The sequence below is a fragment of the Mesorhizobium sp. WSM4819 genome (assembly GCF_055811215.1).
In genome coordinates, this window is sequence record NZ_JBVVQO010000001.1 from 22,513 (window position 1) to 37,520 (window position 15,008).

General features: G+C 62.7%; 15 protein-coding genes. 2 read left to right on the forward strand and 13 right to left on the reverse strand.

What is annotated here, in order from left to right:
* Positions 1–3: 3 nt before the first annotated feature.
* Complete coding sequence (argE, locus tag AC0L18_RS00095) at positions 4–1,128, reverse strand: acetylornithine deacetylase (protein ID WP_473490125.1); 1,125 nt, start codon at positions 1,126–1,128, stop codon at positions 4–6.
* Positions 1,129–1,383: 255 nt separating this feature from the next.
* On the opposite strand from argE, the gene AC0L18_RS00100 reads away from it, so the two are divergent.
* Positions 1,384–2,262, forward strand: a complete 879-nt coding sequence (locus AC0L18_RS00100; protein WP_473490126.1) for a GNAT family N-acetyltransferase — start codon at positions 1,384–1,386, stop codon at positions 2,260–2,262.
* Positions 2,263–2,316: 54 nt separating this feature from the next.
* Here AC0L18_RS00100 and AC0L18_RS00105 read toward each other — a convergent pair whose 3' ends face one another.
* The 5 genes from AC0L18_RS00105 to AC0L18_RS00125 form a co-directional block, all read right to left on the reverse strand.
* Positions 2,317–3,495 carry a MalY/PatB family protein gene (locus AC0L18_RS00105; protein ID WP_473490127.1) on the reverse strand — a complete coding sequence of 393 codons (1,179 nt, stop codon included), beginning with the start codon at positions 3,493–3,495 and terminating at the stop codon, positions 2,317–2,319.
* A 164-nt stretch (positions 3,496–3,659) separates the two neighbouring features.
* Positions 3,660–4,799, reverse strand: a complete 1,140-nt coding sequence (locus tag AC0L18_RS00110) for an amino acid ABC transporter permease (RefSeq protein ID WP_473490128.1) — start codon at positions 4,797–4,799, stop codon at positions 3,660–3,662.
* A gap of 3 nt (positions 4,800–4,802) precedes the next feature.
* Positions 4,803–5,990: an amino acid ABC transporter permease gene (locus tag AC0L18_RS00115; protein ID WP_473490129.1), complete on the reverse strand. Its 1,188-nt coding sequence runs from the start codon at positions 5,988–5,990 to the stop codon at positions 4,803–4,805.
* A 70-nt stretch (positions 5,991–6,060) separates the two neighbouring features.
* Entirely contained in the window at positions 6,061–7,074 is a 1,014-nt protein-coding gene (locus AC0L18_RS00120) for an amino acid ABC transporter substrate-binding protein (RefSeq protein ID WP_473490429.1), read from the reverse strand.
* A gap of 140 nt (positions 7,075–7,214) precedes the next feature.
* The gene (locus tag AC0L18_RS00125; RefSeq protein ID WP_473490130.1) at positions 7,215–8,180 is read right to left on the reverse strand and encodes a LysR family transcriptional regulator; all 966 of its coding nucleotides are present in this window, start codon (positions 8,178–8,180) and stop codon (positions 7,215–7,217) included.
* A 284-nt stretch (positions 8,181–8,464) separates the two neighbouring features.
* On the opposite strand from AC0L18_RS00125, the gene AC0L18_RS00130 reads away from it, so the two are divergent.
* Positions 8,465–9,067: a cupin domain-containing protein gene (locus AC0L18_RS00130; protein ID WP_473490131.1), complete on the forward strand. Its 603-nt coding sequence runs from the start codon at positions 8,465–8,467 to the stop codon at positions 9,065–9,067.
* Positions 9,068–9,201: 134 nt separating this feature from the next.
* On the opposite strand, the gene soxA is transcribed toward AC0L18_RS00130, so the two are convergent.
* From soxA to AC0L18_RS00165, 7 genes are read right to left on the reverse strand one after another with little or no spacing between them, the layout of a single operon-like run.
* Positions 9,202–9,981 (reverse strand): sulfur oxidation c-type cytochrome SoxA, encoded by a 780-nt coding sequence (soxA, locus tag AC0L18_RS00135; RefSeq protein WP_473490132.1) that lies wholly within the window; start codon positions 9,979–9,981, stop codon positions 9,202–9,204.
* Positions 9,981–10,301 carry a thiosulfate oxidation carrier complex protein SoxZ gene (soxZ, locus tag AC0L18_RS00140; protein WP_473490133.1) on the reverse strand — a complete coding sequence of 107 codons (321 nt, stop codon included), beginning with the start codon at positions 10,299–10,301 and terminating at the stop codon, positions 9,981–9,983. Before soxZ ends, soxA begins: the two co-directional genes overlap by 1 nt.
* Entirely contained in the window at positions 10,301–10,801 is a 501-nt protein-coding gene (locus AC0L18_RS00145; RefSeq protein ID WP_473490134.1) for a SoxY-related AACIE arm protein, read from the reverse strand. Before AC0L18_RS00145 ends, soxZ begins: the two co-directional genes overlap by 1 nt.
* 2 nt (positions 10,802–10,803) lie before the next feature.
* A complete protein-coding gene (soxX, locus tag AC0L18_RS00150) occupies positions 10,804–11,256 on the reverse strand; it encodes a sulfur oxidation c-type cytochrome SoxX (RefSeq protein WP_473490135.1) in 453 nt (150 codons plus the stop codon).
* Positions 11,253–12,515, reverse strand: a complete 1,263-nt coding sequence (locus AC0L18_RS00155; RefSeq protein WP_473490136.1) for an FCSD flavin-binding domain-containing protein — start codon at positions 12,513–12,515, stop codon at positions 11,253–11,255. Before AC0L18_RS00155 ends, soxX begins: the two co-directional genes overlap by 4 nt.
* Positions 12,502–12,846: a c-type cytochrome gene (locus AC0L18_RS00160; RefSeq protein WP_473490137.1), complete on the reverse strand. Its 345-nt coding sequence runs from the start codon at positions 12,844–12,846 to the stop codon at positions 12,502–12,504. Before AC0L18_RS00160 ends, AC0L18_RS00155 begins: the two co-directional genes overlap by 14 nt.
* Entirely contained in the window at positions 12,833–15,007 is a 2,175-nt protein-coding gene (locus tag AC0L18_RS00165) for a xanthine dehydrogenase family protein molybdopterin-binding subunit (RefSeq protein ID WP_473490138.1), read from the reverse strand. Before AC0L18_RS00165 ends, AC0L18_RS00160 begins: the two co-directional genes overlap by 14 nt.
* Position 15,008 lies beyond the last annotated feature (1 nt).

Genomic DNA, 15,008 nt, shown 5'->3' on the forward strand with positions numbered 1-15,008 from the left:
CCCTCAGGCCGCGAGACGCGCGCCGAGATCCTCGATCATGCTCTGGCAGGCAACAAGTTCACCGATCTCGATGTATTCATTGGGACGATGCGCGCGGGAAATTTCGCCAGGGCCGCAAATGATCGCATCGATACCGGCCTGCTGATAAAGTCCGGCCTCGGTGCCGTAACTGACCGCTGTGAGCGGCTCCTGCCCGGTCAGCTCGGTCAGAACGGCCGCTAGCTTGCTCCCATCCGCCGGCGCAAGGGCGGGATAGGAACTCAATTCGTGCCAAGCCACCTCGAAGCCGCTGTCGCGCAGATCGAAAAGCCGGGCTTTGACCGGCTCAAGCAGGGATGCTGGGGAAACGCCCGGCACGGCACGCACCTCGATATCGGCTGTGCAGTGGCCAGCGATGATGTTGACCGCCTGTCCACCGGCGATGACACCCACCTGCAAGGAAGAGTATGGGGGCTCGAAATTTTGATCGAGCGGGCCGCCCGTGAGCGATTGGCCGTAGGCCACTGCGTGCGAGATGACGCCGGCCATGGCGTGCACGGCATTCAGTCCGAGATCGGGGCGTGACGAATGGCCGGATCGCCCGATCACCTCGAGCCGCGCCGCGGCCTTTCCCTTGTGCGCACGCACAGGTTGCATCCGGCTCGGCTCGCCGACAATTGCGCCAAGCGGCCTCTCGCACAGGCTCGGCAACGCAGCCAGGAGATGCGGCACACCACGGCACCCCGCCTCTTCGTCGTAGGAGAATGCGAGATGGACTGGCTGCCGCAGGTTCATTGCCGCAAGTCCTGGCAGCGCGGCCAGTGCGCAGGCGAGAAAGCCCTTCATGTCGGTGGTGCCGCGGCCGTAAAGCCTGCCGCCCTCGCGACGCAGGACGAACGGATTGGAGCTCCATTCCGGCTCGCCGGCCGGCACGACATCCATATGTCCGGAGATGACGTAGCCCCGACCGCCACGCGGGCCGACCGTGACGAACAGGTTGGACCGGTCGCCCTCGGGACCGGGCAGAACCGTCACCTCGGCTCCGGCTGCCTGACAGTAGTCGCGGATCCAATCGACGATCTCACCGTTTGGCGTGCCCACAACTGAGGGAAACGCAATCAGGGTCGCGAGGATTTCTTCCACGTTCATGGCTGTCCGCTCTGCTTGCACACTGTAGGTTGCGACCAGCCTATCCCTGAGCAGCAGTGTTCCCTGCCGAATCGCGTCGTGCTTTGGTTGAAGATTGCGAAAAAACGCCTCGAACCAGCGAAACCTGCTGGCGTTCCCCTGTAATGCTGCTGCAAATGAGGCCTGTCGCAAACATGGCTATCGGCGCCAGGATTTAACACCGCGTGCCCTGGGCATTCGTTGAAAGACATTCGTTGAAGGAGCGGATCGACTGAGATGCAGAGATCAGTACGCCTGAAATCCTTTGAACTGGTCGCGCGAGACATCAATGATGTCGATGTTGATCTGCTGCATGCACTATCGATTTCGGTCCGCTGGCCGCATCGTCCCAAGGACTGGGATTTGTTGCGCCGCGCCGGCCACGGCATCGTCGCCGTTGACGGAATTGGGCGCGTCTTCGGAAGCGCGATGTGGTTTCCCCAAGGGGACGATTTTGCCACCATCGGCCTGGTGATCACGACGCCTCGCGCACAGGCGCAGGGAGGCGGCCGATGGCTCATGGACCAGGTCCTCGAGCAGTGCGGGGATCGCAATCTGGCCCTGAATGCCACCCATGCCGCCTATCCCCTATATGTGTCGCTCGGCTTCACGAACGAGGCGATCGTCTACATGCGCCAGGGCGAGATCCCACAAAAACTCCCGCCAATGCCAGCTCCGGATGGTGAATTAAGTGATCTGCCCAGCGGCAGACTTCGCGAGATCACCGAACTGGACGCGCGCGCATTCGGGACCAACCGTGCAAGGCTGCTTGCGTTGCTTTCGGAGGATGCCTCGATCGCCACTTTGAGTCGCGGCGGCGAGGTCGTTGGCTATTCCATGTGTCGCGAGTTCGGGCGCGGCCATGTGATTGGTCCCACAATAGCCCGAAACGACCAGGACGCGGTCCAACTCACAGCCGTCCATCTGAAGAAGCTGGCAGGTCGATTCGCCCGCGTCGATACGCGCGAGAAGGATGGCGTGTTTGCCGAGTTTCTGCAGCAGAGCGGCCTCGGCATTGCCGAAACAGTGACGACGATGTCCAAAGGCCGCCGCTTTCTGAACCGCGAAAGCAACGAGCCCTGGGTCTATGGATTGGCCAGCCACGCCTGGAGCTGAATGCCAGCACGCTATCGCCGATGCCGCTGGGCCGCTCCGGTCCCGTCAACGCTCTCACAACGACTCCAGCGCCCTGGACATGCGTTCGAGCCCCCTGCGCAACAGCGGACGAGGGCAACCGACATTGAGGCGAATGAAGCCTTCACCGCCGGGTCCATAAACCCGCCCGTCGTACAAATTGACTCCGGCTCGGTCGACGAAAAACCGTTGAACGCCTCCGACCTTCCGATCGAGCCCGCGCGCATCCAGCCACACCAGGAAGGAAGCGTCCGGCCGCATCGGTGTGATGCCCGGCAGGCGATCCTCGGCGAAGTTGAGGACGAAATCGACATTACCGCCGATGTAGCGCGTCAGCTGATCCAGCCACGGCGCGCCGGTGCTGTAGGCGACCTCTAGCGCCAGCCGTCCAAAGAAGTTGGCATTGACCATGAACGATGCCTGCATGGTGGCCAGAAGCGCCTCGCGCCGCTGCTTGTTGGCCACCGACACGGTTGCGGAGGGCACTCCGGCCAGATTGAAGGTCTTCGTTGGAGCCGTGCAGATGAATGACTTTTCCGCGGCATCCTCCGAGAGGGACGAGAAGACGATGTGCGGGCGATCCGACAATCTGATATCGCAATGGATGTCATCGGATATGACAAGGATGCCGTAGAGCTCGCAGACATCGTTCAGCGCCGTCAATTCCCCGCGCGTCCACACCTTTCCAGCTGGATTGTGCGGATTACACAACAGGAAGGCCTTGGCGCCGGCTGCCAGTTTCGCGAAGTTCTCCAGGTCGAGTTCATATCGGTTATCCTGCAACCTTAGCCTGTTGACCAGCAGCTTCCTGCCGTTCCCCTGAATCACTTCGAAATAGGGCGAGTAGATGGGAGACTGCACGATCACCCCGTCCCCGGGCTTCGTGAAGGTCCGAAGCATCGCGGCTACCGACGGCATGATCGCAGGCGCTGGCAGCAGCGATTCCAGTGCCGGCGACCAGCCGTGCCGACGCGCGAACCATGATTGCACAATCTCGTAGTGACGGGGGTCGCGGCGGGTATAGCCATAGATTCCATGGTCCGCCGCTTCCCGCAGCCGCGCGATGACGGTTTCAGGCGCGCGAAAATCCATGTCCGCGGTCCACAGCGAAAGCAGATCTTCGCCCTCGACTCGAGGCGAGAATTCGTCCCACTGATTGGCCCATTTGACTGACCCAAACTGGTGGCGATCATAGATCCTGTCGAAGTCGATCATTCCAACATTTCTTTCCGCAACCGTCGGTTGCGATGCATCTGCACAAGCCATTGCCTGGTTTCCGGTGTGGTTTTCGCCGCTCGCGGCTCGAACTCTTGGCGGGCTATTTGAGGATTTGCGCCACGTGCCTCGTTGCTGAAACTGCCTGTCGCATACTCCGCTTCCTAGCTCCTGTGGCCACGCGCCAACGCGCGCTCCATCGACTGCGAGTACCGGGACATTCCAAAGCAGAAGATCCAGTAGACCAGCCCGGCGAAGAGATAGCCGGTCGAGGAGATCGTCGGCCCAGCCCAGTTCGGGTCGACACGCGCCGTTTCGACGGCTCTCAGGAAGTCCGCAATGCCGACGATCGCTACCAGCGTCGTGTCCTTGAACAGCCCGATGAAGGTAGAGACGATGCCTGGGATAACGATAGTGAGCGCCTGCGGCAGGATGATCAGACGCATCATGGTGAAATAGCTGACGCCGAGCGCCTTTGCCGCCTCATATTGCCCCTTCGGGATCGCCTGAAGGCCGGCGCGCACCACCTCTGCCATGTAGGCCGACGAGAACAGCGCTATTGCAATCAGCGGACGCAGCAGCCGATCGGGCGTCAGATAGTCGGGGACGAAGAGCGGCATCATGAAATTCGCCATGAACAGCACCGTGATGAACGGCACACCCCTGACGACCTCGATGAAGATCACACACACTGCTCTGACGAGGGGAAGCTCCGATCGTCGGCCAAGCGCGAGAAGCACGCCGAGCGGCAGCGAGAAGACGATCCCCACGATCGACATGAGCAGAGTGATGAGCAGCCCACCCCACAAGACGGTATCGATGATCGGCAGATCGAGCGACGCGATGCCCCTCAACAGCACGAAGGCGACGGCCGGGTAGGCAACAAAGAACAGCAACGCCGCCACATTGCGCCGCGGCGCCCGTTTCCACAGCAGCCAGAAGATCAGCACGGCGCCGATTGCCAGCGTCAGGTCCACCCGCCAGCGCTCGGATACGGGATACGCCCCGTAGCGGAGATAGTCGAATTTCTCGACAATGAACGGCCAACAGGCGCCGTCAGGGTTGGCGCGGCATTCTTGCTGTCCGCCTGCCCAGACTGCGTCCAAGGCTGCAAAACGCACGAACTGATGCAAAAGCCATGCGGCGAGAACTGTGAAGCAGATCGTGAGAACGCCGGAGAACGGCGTCGAGAACAGGTTCTTTCTGATCCAGGTTGCCGGGCTCGGCCGGATTCCAGAAGGCGGTGCCATAGGGGCCAGAAGCGGAGCGCTAACGAGGGGCGGATGCAGGGACTGGCCGCTCATTCATCACCTCTCGACGATCGCGAAACGTTGATTGAAAGCGTTCATGGCCATCGACATGACGAGGGAGATCGCGAGATAGACCGACAGCGTGATCGCCATCACCTGGACGGCGGCGCCGGTCTGGTTGAGCACCGTCCCCGCGAAAATCTGAACGAGGTCGGGGTAGCCGATAAACACCGCGAGTGAGGAATTCTTCGTGAGATTCAGGTACTGGCTGGTCAGCGGCGGTATGATGATGCGCAGTGCCTGCGGAACGATGACCAGGCGAAGCGTTTTGCCCGGCGCAAGCCCGAGCGCATGGGCAGCTTCGGTTTGGCCTTTCGGCACAGCCTGGATTCCGCTGCGGACAATTTCCGCGATAAAGGAAGCGGTATAGACGGACAGACCGATCAGAAGAGCCGCGAACTCCGGATAAAGCTGGTGCCCACCCCGGTAATTGAACCCTTTCAACTCTGGCGTCACGAACGACACCGGCGAACCGACCAGGAGGAAGACGATCAGAGGCAGTCCGATCAAGGCAGCGAGGCTGACCCAAAGCACGGGCAGCTGCTTTCCGGTGCGGTTCTGTGCGCGCCTGGCGTAGGACCAAAAGGCGACGCAAAAGATGCTGGCCGCCAGGACTGCAAGTCCCACGCTACCTGCTCCTGCGTAGAGCTGGATTTCCGGAATGATGAGACCGCGATTGTTCAGATAGATGCCGCCGGGGAGTTCGATCGACGCCCTCGGCGCTGGCAGCGCTTTCAGGACTGCATTGTACCAGAACAAAAGCTGCAGCAATAACGGGATGTTGCGTATGATCTCGACGTACGAAGCCGCGACCTTTGAAACGATCCAGTTCGGTGACAGGCGGGCAATGCCGACTACAAAGCCCAAGACTGTAGCCAACACGATCCCAAGCAAGCTCACATAAAGGGTGTTGACCACACCTACCCAAAACGCCTGGCCGTAGGTGGAGAGCGTGTCGTAGGGGATCAGTATCTGATTGATGTCGAAGCCGGCGGTCTCGTTCCAGAAGCCGAAGGACAGCGGAATCCCGCGTGCCCTCATGTTCGACGCAGTCTGAACGGCAATGCCCACGGCCAAAGCCAGCAGGCTGGCCGCCAGTAAAAGCTGATAGACGATGCCGCGGACCTTGGCGTCGTGCAAGGACAAGCTCCTGCGCGAGGGCGCGGCGAGCAGCACGTCGGACATGACCCTGTTCCTGTGTTGATGTGGACTGAGACGCCGGCGCAATCGCTGGCGTCTTGTGGACCAACCCAGCCTAGCGGATCGGCGGGGCGTACTGGAGACCGCCCTCACTCCAAAGAGCGTTCAGGCCGCGCTCCATCTTGAGCGGCGAGGCCTTGCCGATATTGCGATCGAACACTTCGCCATAGTTGCCGACCTGCCTGACAACGTCCACGGACCAGCTATCGCCAAGCCCGAGATCCTTTCCAAGGCTGCCCTCCGCTCCGAGCAGCCGGCGAATGTTCGGGTTGTCCGACGACTTCATTTCATCGACATTCTCAGAGGTTACACCCAGTTCCTCGGCAGCAACCATGACAAGGAGCGTCCATTTGGCCACGTTGAGCCAATGATCATCGCCCTGCCGCACGGCTGGCCCAAGCGGCTCCTTGGAGATGAGTTCAGGAAGCACGATGCTGTCGTCGGCCTTCGCCATGCGCTGGCGCGACGCATTCAAGGTGGAGGTGTCGGCGGAGAGGACGTCGCAGCGGCCTTCGTCGTAGGCCTTTACGACGGCTTCTTCATCGGCAAACCCGACGGTCGAGAATGTCATCGAATGCGACCGGAAGTAATCGGCGAGGTTCAATTCTGTCGTCGTGCCCTGGGTGACGCAGATGGATGCGCCATCCAGATCCTTGGCCGAACCGATGTTCTCCGCTTTGCGGACCATAAAACCCTGGCCATCGTAGAAATACGTCCCCGCAAAAAGTATTCCGAGAGACGTGTCGCGGGATGATGTCCAGGTTGCGTTATGTGCGAGTATATCGATCTCGCCCGACTGAAGCGCGGTGAACCGGTCCTTCGGCGTAAGCGGAATGAACCTTACCTTCTGCGCATCGCCCAGAACCGCTGCTGCAACAGCGCGACAATAGTCGACCACGAACCCGGTCCATTTGCCCTCATTGTCCGGAAGGCTAAATCCGGCCGTCGCTGAGTTGGTTCCGCAGGTCAGAACTCCGTTCTTCCTAACATTGTCGATCGTCGCGGCGGACGCGTTGGATACAACGAGCCCTACCGCTGCTCCGACCAGACTCTTGAGAATTGCTTGCATCTTGGTTCCCCTTATTTTTTTGTGGAGCACCAAGGTTGCGCAGGCCTCATTATTGGTCAAATTCATTCTCGTCATGTTGACTATGAGGTCTGCTCATACAATGGCTGCACTCGTAATGGTTTCAGCCGTGTGTCTCCTGTTTATTTCTTCTGTTCTCTCTCAGAAACAATCTCTCTCTTTTTAATCTGTGACTCAGAGTAGATGTTTGAGAGAACTTCTTTGAGCCAGATCGTCCCTGGGTCCGTGGCCATCTGCGGATGAAGGAGCAACCACGCGCTCACATTTGGGATCGGCAGGGGCGGCGAAAGGAGAGTCACTTCACTCGCTTTATCAAGGATTTGGAGGATTCCGTCACCACAATGAGCAACAAGTTCGGTGCCTCGCAAGACCCACGGAAGTGCCAGATAATTCGATATCGTCGCGACCACGTTCCGCCGCAAACCGAGCTCCTTGAGCGCGGCATCCGCAAGTCCGCTGGAAACACCATCGGCGGAAACCTGCAAGTGAGACGCTGACAGGTATGTCTCCAATGACATCGCCGAACTTGCGATTTGGCTGCCGCTCCAAACTGCGCAGAAGAGACGATCCTGGCCCAGTTCGACCTTTAGGAGGCTTGGGTCATCCTTGATCACTGCTCCAGTCAAGGCACAGTCGATCTGTCGAAGATGAACCGAGGACGGGATATCGAGCCCGTTCGCTGGAATAATATTCAACGTGGCACCGGGCGCCTGCCTGGAAAACTCCCGGAGAAGACGGGGTATGATTATCATCGCATGGTAGTCGGTGAGTCCGACACGAAAGTTCCGCCGCGTGGTTGCGGGATCGAAATTTTGATGGCGATCAATCGAGGCTCGAATCGTTGCCAATCCGGCCGAAATGTCTGGCAGAAGCTCGACCGCGCGCGGGGTCGGCCTCATAACGCCTCCATCGCGCGTGAACAGCTTGTCGCCGAAAAGGTGCCGCAGCCTGGATAAGGAATGGCTGATCGCAGATTGCGTTCTTCCCAATTCGCATGCCGTGCGCGTGACGCTTCTTTCGCGCATCATGACGTCGAACACGCGCAGCAAATTCAGGTCGAGGTCATCGAAGCTCATGAGATTGCCCATGAATGGTTTGTCATGAATGGTTTGTCATGAATCAGCACCGAAAAATGACGGCCACAGAGAGCCGATAAGGCCTTGGGTTTCATGATGAGGCGAGAACGCTCGATTGCTGGCCCTGCCCCCGCCAGGGGTTTGCAAGCACATTGTGCCTTTGCTCGGGGCCTCGAGTCTGACGGATACCGGCTGGATTGCCGTGGGCCAAAAGGTAGCGGAACCGACCCGGCATGCAGCCGGTTGAATCGGCATGAAGAGTCGTCCTCTGACAACCAGCAATGCAAGGCAACATCATGAGCATTCTGCAGAGTACCAAGAAAGCCGTCGAGCAGGTTACCGGTTGCGCAGCACCGGGCAGGCAAGAGGTAACCGATCTTGTAAGGCGGCGAAAAGCAAATGAGTTTTGGTTCAAGGATGATGGCCTGGTCCCCAATCATCCGTTTTGGCCGCTTGTCGTCTATCGCAGCGCAGTGAGGCTGCCCGAAGAATTTGATCCCGCAGCCGTCTCGGAGGAGCTTTTTGAGGCCAATGGATGGGGGGATAGCTGGCGGAATGCCATCTACGACTACGTTCACTACCATTCACGAATACATGAGGTGCTCGGGGTTGCGGCCGGTACGGCCAAAGTCCGGTTTGGAGGCAAGAAGGGACGAACCCTGTCACTGAAGGCCGGCGACGTCGCGGTTCTTCCGGCCGGCACCGGGCACCAATGCCTTTCGGCGTCCGACGATTTTCTGGTTGTCGGCGCCTACCCTCCATTTGGGACCTATGACGAATGCACGACTGCCCAGGACCATGATGGCGCGCTGGCCACGATCCGGAAGGTAGGTCGTCCACGCAAGGATCCCGTCTATGGGAGCAAAGGGCCGCTTCTGCAAAATTGGAAGAAGACTTGAACTAGGCGCAGATCGATCGAAGACAAGCACAGAATGCAAGAGCGTGGGAGTGCGCAGCTCAGGCTACCGGCCGAGCGCCGCATTGCAATCAACTGTCCGTCGGCGGCAGGTGAACAACCATCCACAGCCCGGCATCACGGTCGCACGGCCGGCGTCTCGACCAGAAGGCCGCGGGCCCGCTCGGTCAGATGGAGCTCCAGGTCGACGAGTTCGGCTGCGCCGAATGCGAAGGGCTCGGCTCTGACCCCGATCATGCAGTTGCGCAGGCGCCGCTGCAGCGAACCGACCGTCTGCCACTCCAGTCGGTAGAGCGGATAGCCGGTCGGATGCGCCTGCGGGATGACGCTGCCGCCGAGCCGTTTGCCCCAATTGTCGTCGTGGCAGGAGGCGCAGGAAAGCTCGAGCTGTCCGATGCGGCTCTGGAACAGACGCCGGCCGTTGTCGCGAAACCGCGCGAGCCGGGCGTCGGTCGCCGGTGTGATTGGCATGCCGCGCGACTGATGCGTCACATAGGCCGTCAGGGCGAGCAAAGCCTCGGACTCCGGCGCCAGCGGCTCGCCCTGCTGCCGCTGCGCTCGGCAGGAGTTGATACGTCCGGCAAGGTCGATCGGCCGGCCCGTCGCCGCATCAAAGGCCGGGTAGCGCGCGGCAACGCCGCGCATCGTCTGACGCGCATCGTCATGGCAGCCGGAGCAGGCGACATCCGCCCTGCCCTGCGCCTGTTGCCAGAGCTGCTCGCCCTGCAGCACCCACAGCATGCCGGGATTGCTCATGTCGTCGGCCTGCAGCGCCTGCGTCTGCGGCGTCATGAAGTCGAAGCCGGAGCGCTTCTCGACGTCTTCGATGCCGGCGGCGATGGCAATGCCGCAGACGACCACCGCGATAATCCCCACCAGGCCCCAGAGGGCGCGCATCAGTTCACCGTGATGGTCGCCGACGCCGTTTGGGTCTTCCCGGCATCGTCGCTCCAGGTGAAGTCGATCGTGCCGCTCGTCGTGGCAACCAGCGTGAAGGCAATGAACGGGTTGGCCGATACGGCTGGAAAGAGATCCGCCGAAAACGCCTCCTCGCCGTTGTAGGTGCAGGCGAAACGGCGGATAATGTCGCGGGGGATGTTGGAGCCGTTCGGGCCGATACGATAGCCGGTTTCCATGGGATGGGCGATCATCGCCTTGATCTCGACGACTTCGCCCTGCTTGGCCACTTTCGGCACATTGACGAGCGGGCGCGCCATTATGAAAGGTCCTCGATACAGGCAGCCAGCGTGACGATGGCGCTCGCCCGGCTCGACCAGAAGCTGCCGTCGCTCATCTCTGCGACGGCGACAACGACCTGCGAGGTCGCGAGCCGGATCCGCGTCGAGACGATGGCGCGGCCGGAGCGCGGCCCGAGGTGGAAAACCGCGACATTCGCCTCCGGGTTTTTCTCGTTGAAGACCGCGATGCGCCGGACATGGTCGTCTTCGGTCATCGGGCTCTCGACGACGATTGCGATCCCGACCGCGTTGCCGTTCTCGACCAGAGGCGGCAGGTCGAGCCGGACGCGGCCGTCGAGAACGTTGGCTCCGCCGGTGAAGGTCCGGATCGCTTCCTCAAGGCTCGGACGGGCAACGGCCCAGCGCGGCAGGCTGATCACCAGCAGGCCGGTCATGCCGGCCCGAAGAAACTGCCGCCGTCCGACCAGGCCTGCGTAAACTCCCGGGCCTGCGTAAACTCCAAGCGGGTCTTCGTGCATGATCACCCCTTCAGCGTCGTGAGATAAGCGACGATATCCTCGATATCGGCGCCGCCCAGGATCGGCTTGCTGCGCCAGACGGTGGCGACACGCCGGCCCTGCTCATCCGCGATCCGATAGTAGGAAGGCATGATCGTGTTCGGCACGAGCCGCTTCATGTCGACCACGCGCAGCCGGATCTGGCCTTCCGAAAGTCTTGCCCCAACGCCGGCCAGGTCGGGGGCCAGCGTGCCGTGCAGATGCGCGTCGGGAAACGGCCCGCTGTGGCAGAGCGTGCAGAGGCTGCGCTGCCGGTCCGCGATCAGCGCGGCGCCGCGCGCCGGATCACCCTTGCCGCCGACCAGAGGCTGCATGATCGCATCGCCGGTCACGACATAAGCCCCCGTCTCCTCGCCGGCACCGGGCGAGGCCGCAAGCTGCAGTCCCATCAGAGCCAGAAAAGCCACCCTCATCATCCGAACACTTCATTGGTAATCGTCCGGAACCAGTCCTGCGCATAGGCCGCTTCCAGTTCGCGGACGGAAAGCGGCGCTTCGAGCGGGCTGGTGCCGCCCGCACCCTCCACCTCGGCAAGCAGGCCGTCACGCGCCTGGTAGACGCCGGCGATCGAAATCCCGTAACCGGGCGCGACCAGGCTGTAGCAGGTGTTGATGAGCTTCGGCTGCGCCGGCGGCCGCTCCCTGACCAGGGCGGCGACCGCCGCGGCGCAAGCTTTTGCCTGGGCGTTGGCGCTGAAGGCGGATTTCGGCATCGCCCCGCCGATCGCCGCGTCGCCGATGACGTGGATCGCCGGCTGCAGGCGGGACTCGAAGGTGACCGGGTCGATCGGGCACCAGCCCGTCTGGTCGGCAACGCCGGCCGACTGCGCAATCGCGCCGGCACGCTGGGGCGGGATCACGTTGGCGACATCGGCCTTGTGATTGCCGAACTCGGTCACCAGCGTCCTCGTCGCCGGGTCGACTTCTGTCACCCTGCCCCCCGACGACAGCGGCACCCATTCGATCAAGCCGGGATAGAGCTCTTGCCAGGCCGCTTCGAACAGCCGCTGCTTCGAAAAGCCGTCCTTGGCGTCGAGGATGATCAGCTTGGATCTGGGCTTGCTGGTCTTGAGATGATGCGCGATCAGGCTTGCCCGCTCGTAGGGACCGGGCGGGCAGCGAAACGGATTGGCTGGCGCGGCGAGGATGACGAGCCCACCGTCCGGCATCGCTGCGAGCTGGTCGCGCAGCAGCAGCGTCTGCGCGCCCGCCTTCCAGGCATGCGGCATGATCGCCGTCGCCGCCTCGTCGTAGCCCGGCAAGGCGTCGAAGCGCAGGTCGACGCCGGGCGCCAGCACCAGCCTGTCGTAGTCGATGTCGGTACCATCCTCCAGCCGAACACGCCGGCGCTCGGCATCGACGGCGACAGCCCGCTTGCGGATCAGCGCGATGTCGCCGAACTGGTCATAGTGGAAGGTCTGCGCCTCGATGCCGCGCAGCCCGGCAATCACTTCATTGCTGAACGGGCAGGCCAGATAGGCGGCCTCTGGCTCGATCAGCGTCACTGCAAGATCGCGATCCAGCCGTTTCAGCGCGCGGGCGCAGCTTGCCCCGCCAAAGCCGCCGCCGACGACGACTACGCCGGGCTGCGTCTGTGCGCGCAGCTGCGGCGCGGCAAGGACGGCCGCGGCGACGCTGGCCGCCACGCCGCCGATCAGGGCTCTACGGCTGGGCATGGCGTGCGGCCTCCGGCTTGGCGAGCCATTCGGCGATGGCGCGCGTCTCCGCCTCGGTAAATCCCCTGGCGATGCGGTCCATGACCGTCGCCTTGCGGTCACCGGAACGGAAGGCTTGCATCTGGGCGACGATGTCGTCTGCCGCGTGGCCGTCGAGCGAAGGGATGGCTGAGCCGAGCGCCGCCGGCCCGTGACAGCCGGTGCATGCCGCAGCACCAGGCGCCGCGTCGGCCCATGCCGGCGCGCTGGCCAAAAGCGCCGCAAGCAGGACAGGCGCGAGCGCCGGTCCGCCGCGCCTGTCCTTCACGCGCCTCATATCATGCGAGGTCATGGTTCTTCAGCGGCAGCGTGCGGATGCGTTTTCCGGTGGCGGCGAAGATCGCATTGAGGACAGCCGGCGCGGCGACTGCGATGGTCGGCTCGCCGACGCCGCCCCAGAAGCCGCCGGACGGCAGGATGATCGTCTCCACATCAGGCATTTCGGCCATGCGCAGGACCTCGTAGCTGTCGAAGTTTTCCTGCTCCATGCGCCCGCCATTGACGGTGCATTCGCCGTAGATGCAGGCGGAAAGGCCATAGACGAAGGAGCCCTCGACCTGCCGCTCCACCTGTGCCGGGTTGACGACATGACCCGGATCGGTGGCCGCCACGATGCGATGGATCCTGAGCTGCCCATCGGTGACCGAAACCTCCGCTGCCGCCGCCACATAACTGCCAAAACCCATGATCTGCGCCAGGCCGCGGTGAACGCCGGCCGCGGGCGGGGTGTCCCAGCCGATCCGTTCGGCGACCGCCTCCAGCACGGCGAGATGTTTTGGATGTTTGGCCATCAGCTTGCGGCGGAAGGCGAGCGGGTCGACGCCGGCGGCATGGGCGAGTTCGTCCATGAAACACTCGACGTAGAGCGCGTTCTGGTTGAGGTTGACGCCGCGCCAGAAGCCCGGCGGGATCGGTGGGTTGCGCATGGCATGGTCGACAAGCAGATTGTCGACCGTATATCCCAGCGTGCCTTCCGTGCCGCTGAGGACCAGGCCCTGGAAGACCACCGGGTCCATGCCGTTCTGCATGCCCTGCGGCCGCACCGCGGCAAGGATCGACTGGCCGGATATGCGCATGTGCAGAGCGGTCAGGTTGCCGTCCGCGTCGAGTGCGCCCGTCAGCCGGCATCTTGTGGTCGGGTGATAGGCGCCGTGCAGCATATCCTCCTCGCGCGACCACATGAGCTTTACCGGCGTTCCCGGCACCTGCCTGGCAATGCTGACCGCCTGGCGCACATAGTCCTGGAAGTTGCCGCGCCGGCCGAAGCCGCCGCCGAGATGGATCTTGTGCACCTCGCATTGCTGCACCGGCAGGCCGGCGGCCTCGGCCGCTGCAGCAAGGCTCGCCTCGCCATTCTGGGTCGGCACCCATACCTCGCAGCGCTCCGGCGTGTAGAGCGCCGTCGCGTTCATCGGCTCCATGGTCGCGTGGTTCTGGTAGGGGAAGGCATAGGTCGCCGTGACCGTCCGGCCGGCGGCGGACAGGACAGCACCGGCGTCACCTTGCCTGGCGCCGATGAAGGCGTCATTTGCGGCGAGCCCCTCTTCGAGCATCGCCGCGATCGAGGCGCTGGTGACCTGCCTGTTGGGGCCTTCGTCCCAGACGATCGGCAAAGCATCGAGAGCGGTCTTCGCCCGCCACCAGGTGTCGGCGACAACCGCAACGGCGGTCTCGTCGACCTGAACGACAGTGCGCACGCCCGGCATGCCCGCCACCGCCGCCGCGTCGAAACTCTCCACCTTGCCGCCGAAATACGGGCAGGCCCGGATCGCCGCGTTGAGCATGTTCGGCAGCTTGAGATCGGCGCCGTAGACCTGGCTGCCGTTAAGCTTGTCGGCCGTGTCGAGCCGCGGCAGCGGCTTGCCGGCTATGGTCCAATCCTTCGGGTCCTTGAGCGTGACATTGGCGGTCGGCGTCATTCGCGCGGCGGCGGCAGCCAGCTGTCCATAAAAGGTGGCGCGATCCGACGCTGCATGCGTGACCATGCCCATCCTTGCGGTGCATTCGCTGGCCGGGACGCCCCATTCGGCGGCCGCGGCGGCGATCAGCATCTCGCGCGCAACGGCGCCGCCAATGCGCACATACTCATGCGACTCGCGGATGCCGCGGCTGCCGCCGGTCGAGAAATTGCCCCACACGCGGTCGCGCGCCAGGTTCTGGGCCGGCGACGGGTATTCCGTCGTGACCTTGGACCAGTCGCAGTTCAGCTCCTCGGCGACGAGTTGCGCAAGGCCGGTCAGTGTCCCCTGCCCCATCTCGGAGCGGGCGATGCGGATGACCACCGTATCGTCGGGCCTGATCACCACCCAGGCATTGATCTCCGGCGCCGCCTCGCTGCCATCGGCCAGTGCCGGCTTGATGAACGGCACGTTGAATCCGAGGGACAAGCCGCCGGCTGTGGCGGCCACGCCGATGATGAAGCTGCGGCGGGAGAGGGAAATTGTGGCGTTCATG

Coding starts and splice junctions, on each gene's coding strand:
- argE (WP_473490125.1), bottom strand. CDS start 1,128: ATGAACGTGGAAGAAATCCTCGCGACCCTGATTGCGTTTCCCTCAGTT.
- AC0L18_RS00100 (WP_473490126.1), top strand. CDS start 1,384: ATGCAGAGATCAGTACGCCTGAAATCCTTTGAACTGGTCGCGCGAGAC.
- AC0L18_RS00105 (WP_473490127.1), bottom strand. CDS start 3,495: ATGATCGACTTCGACAGGATCTATGATCGCCACCAGTTTGGGTCAGTC.
- AC0L18_RS00110 (WP_473490128.1), bottom strand. CDS start 4,799: ATGAGCGGCCAGTCCCTGCATCCGCCCCTCGTTAGCGCTCCGCTTCTG.
- AC0L18_RS00115 (WP_473490129.1), bottom strand. CDS start 5,990: ATGTCCGACGTGCTGCTCGCCGCGCCCTCGCGCAGGAGCTTGTCCTTG.
- AC0L18_RS00120 (WP_473490429.1), bottom strand. CDS start 7,074: ATGCAAGCAATTCTCAAGAGTCTGGTCGGAGCAGCGGTAGGGCTCGTT.
- AC0L18_RS00125 (WP_473490130.1), bottom strand. CDS start 8,180: ATGGGCAATCTCATGAGCTTCGATGACCTCGACCTGAATTTGCTGCGC.
- AC0L18_RS00130 (WP_473490131.1), top strand. CDS start 8,465: ATGAGCATTCTGCAGAGTACCAAGAAAGCCGTCGAGCAGGTTACCGGT.
- soxA (WP_473490132.1), bottom strand. CDS start 9,981: ATGCGCGCCCTCTGGGGCCTGGTGGGGATTATCGCGGTGGTCGTCTGC.
- soxZ (WP_473490133.1), bottom strand. CDS start 10,301: ATGGCGCGCCCGCTCGTCAATGTGCCGAAAGTGGCCAAGCAGGGCGAA.
- AC0L18_RS00145 (WP_473490134.1), bottom strand. CDS start 10,801: ATGCACGAAGACCCGCTTGGAGTTTACGCAGGCCCGGGAGTTTACGCA.
- soxX (WP_473490135.1), bottom strand. CDS start 11,256: ATGATGAGGGTGGCTTTTCTGGCTCTGATGGGACTGCAGCTTGCGGCC.
- AC0L18_RS00155 (WP_473490136.1), bottom strand. CDS start 12,515: ATGCCCAGCCGTAGAGCCCTGATCGGCGGCGTGGCGGCCAGCGTCGCC.
- AC0L18_RS00160 (WP_473490137.1), bottom strand. CDS start 12,846: ATGACCTCGCATGATATGAGGCGCGTGAAGGACAGGCGCGGCGGACCG.
- AC0L18_RS00165 (WP_473490138.1), bottom strand. CDS start 15,007: ATGAACGCCACAATTTCCCTCTCCCGCCGCAGCTTCATCATCGGCGTG.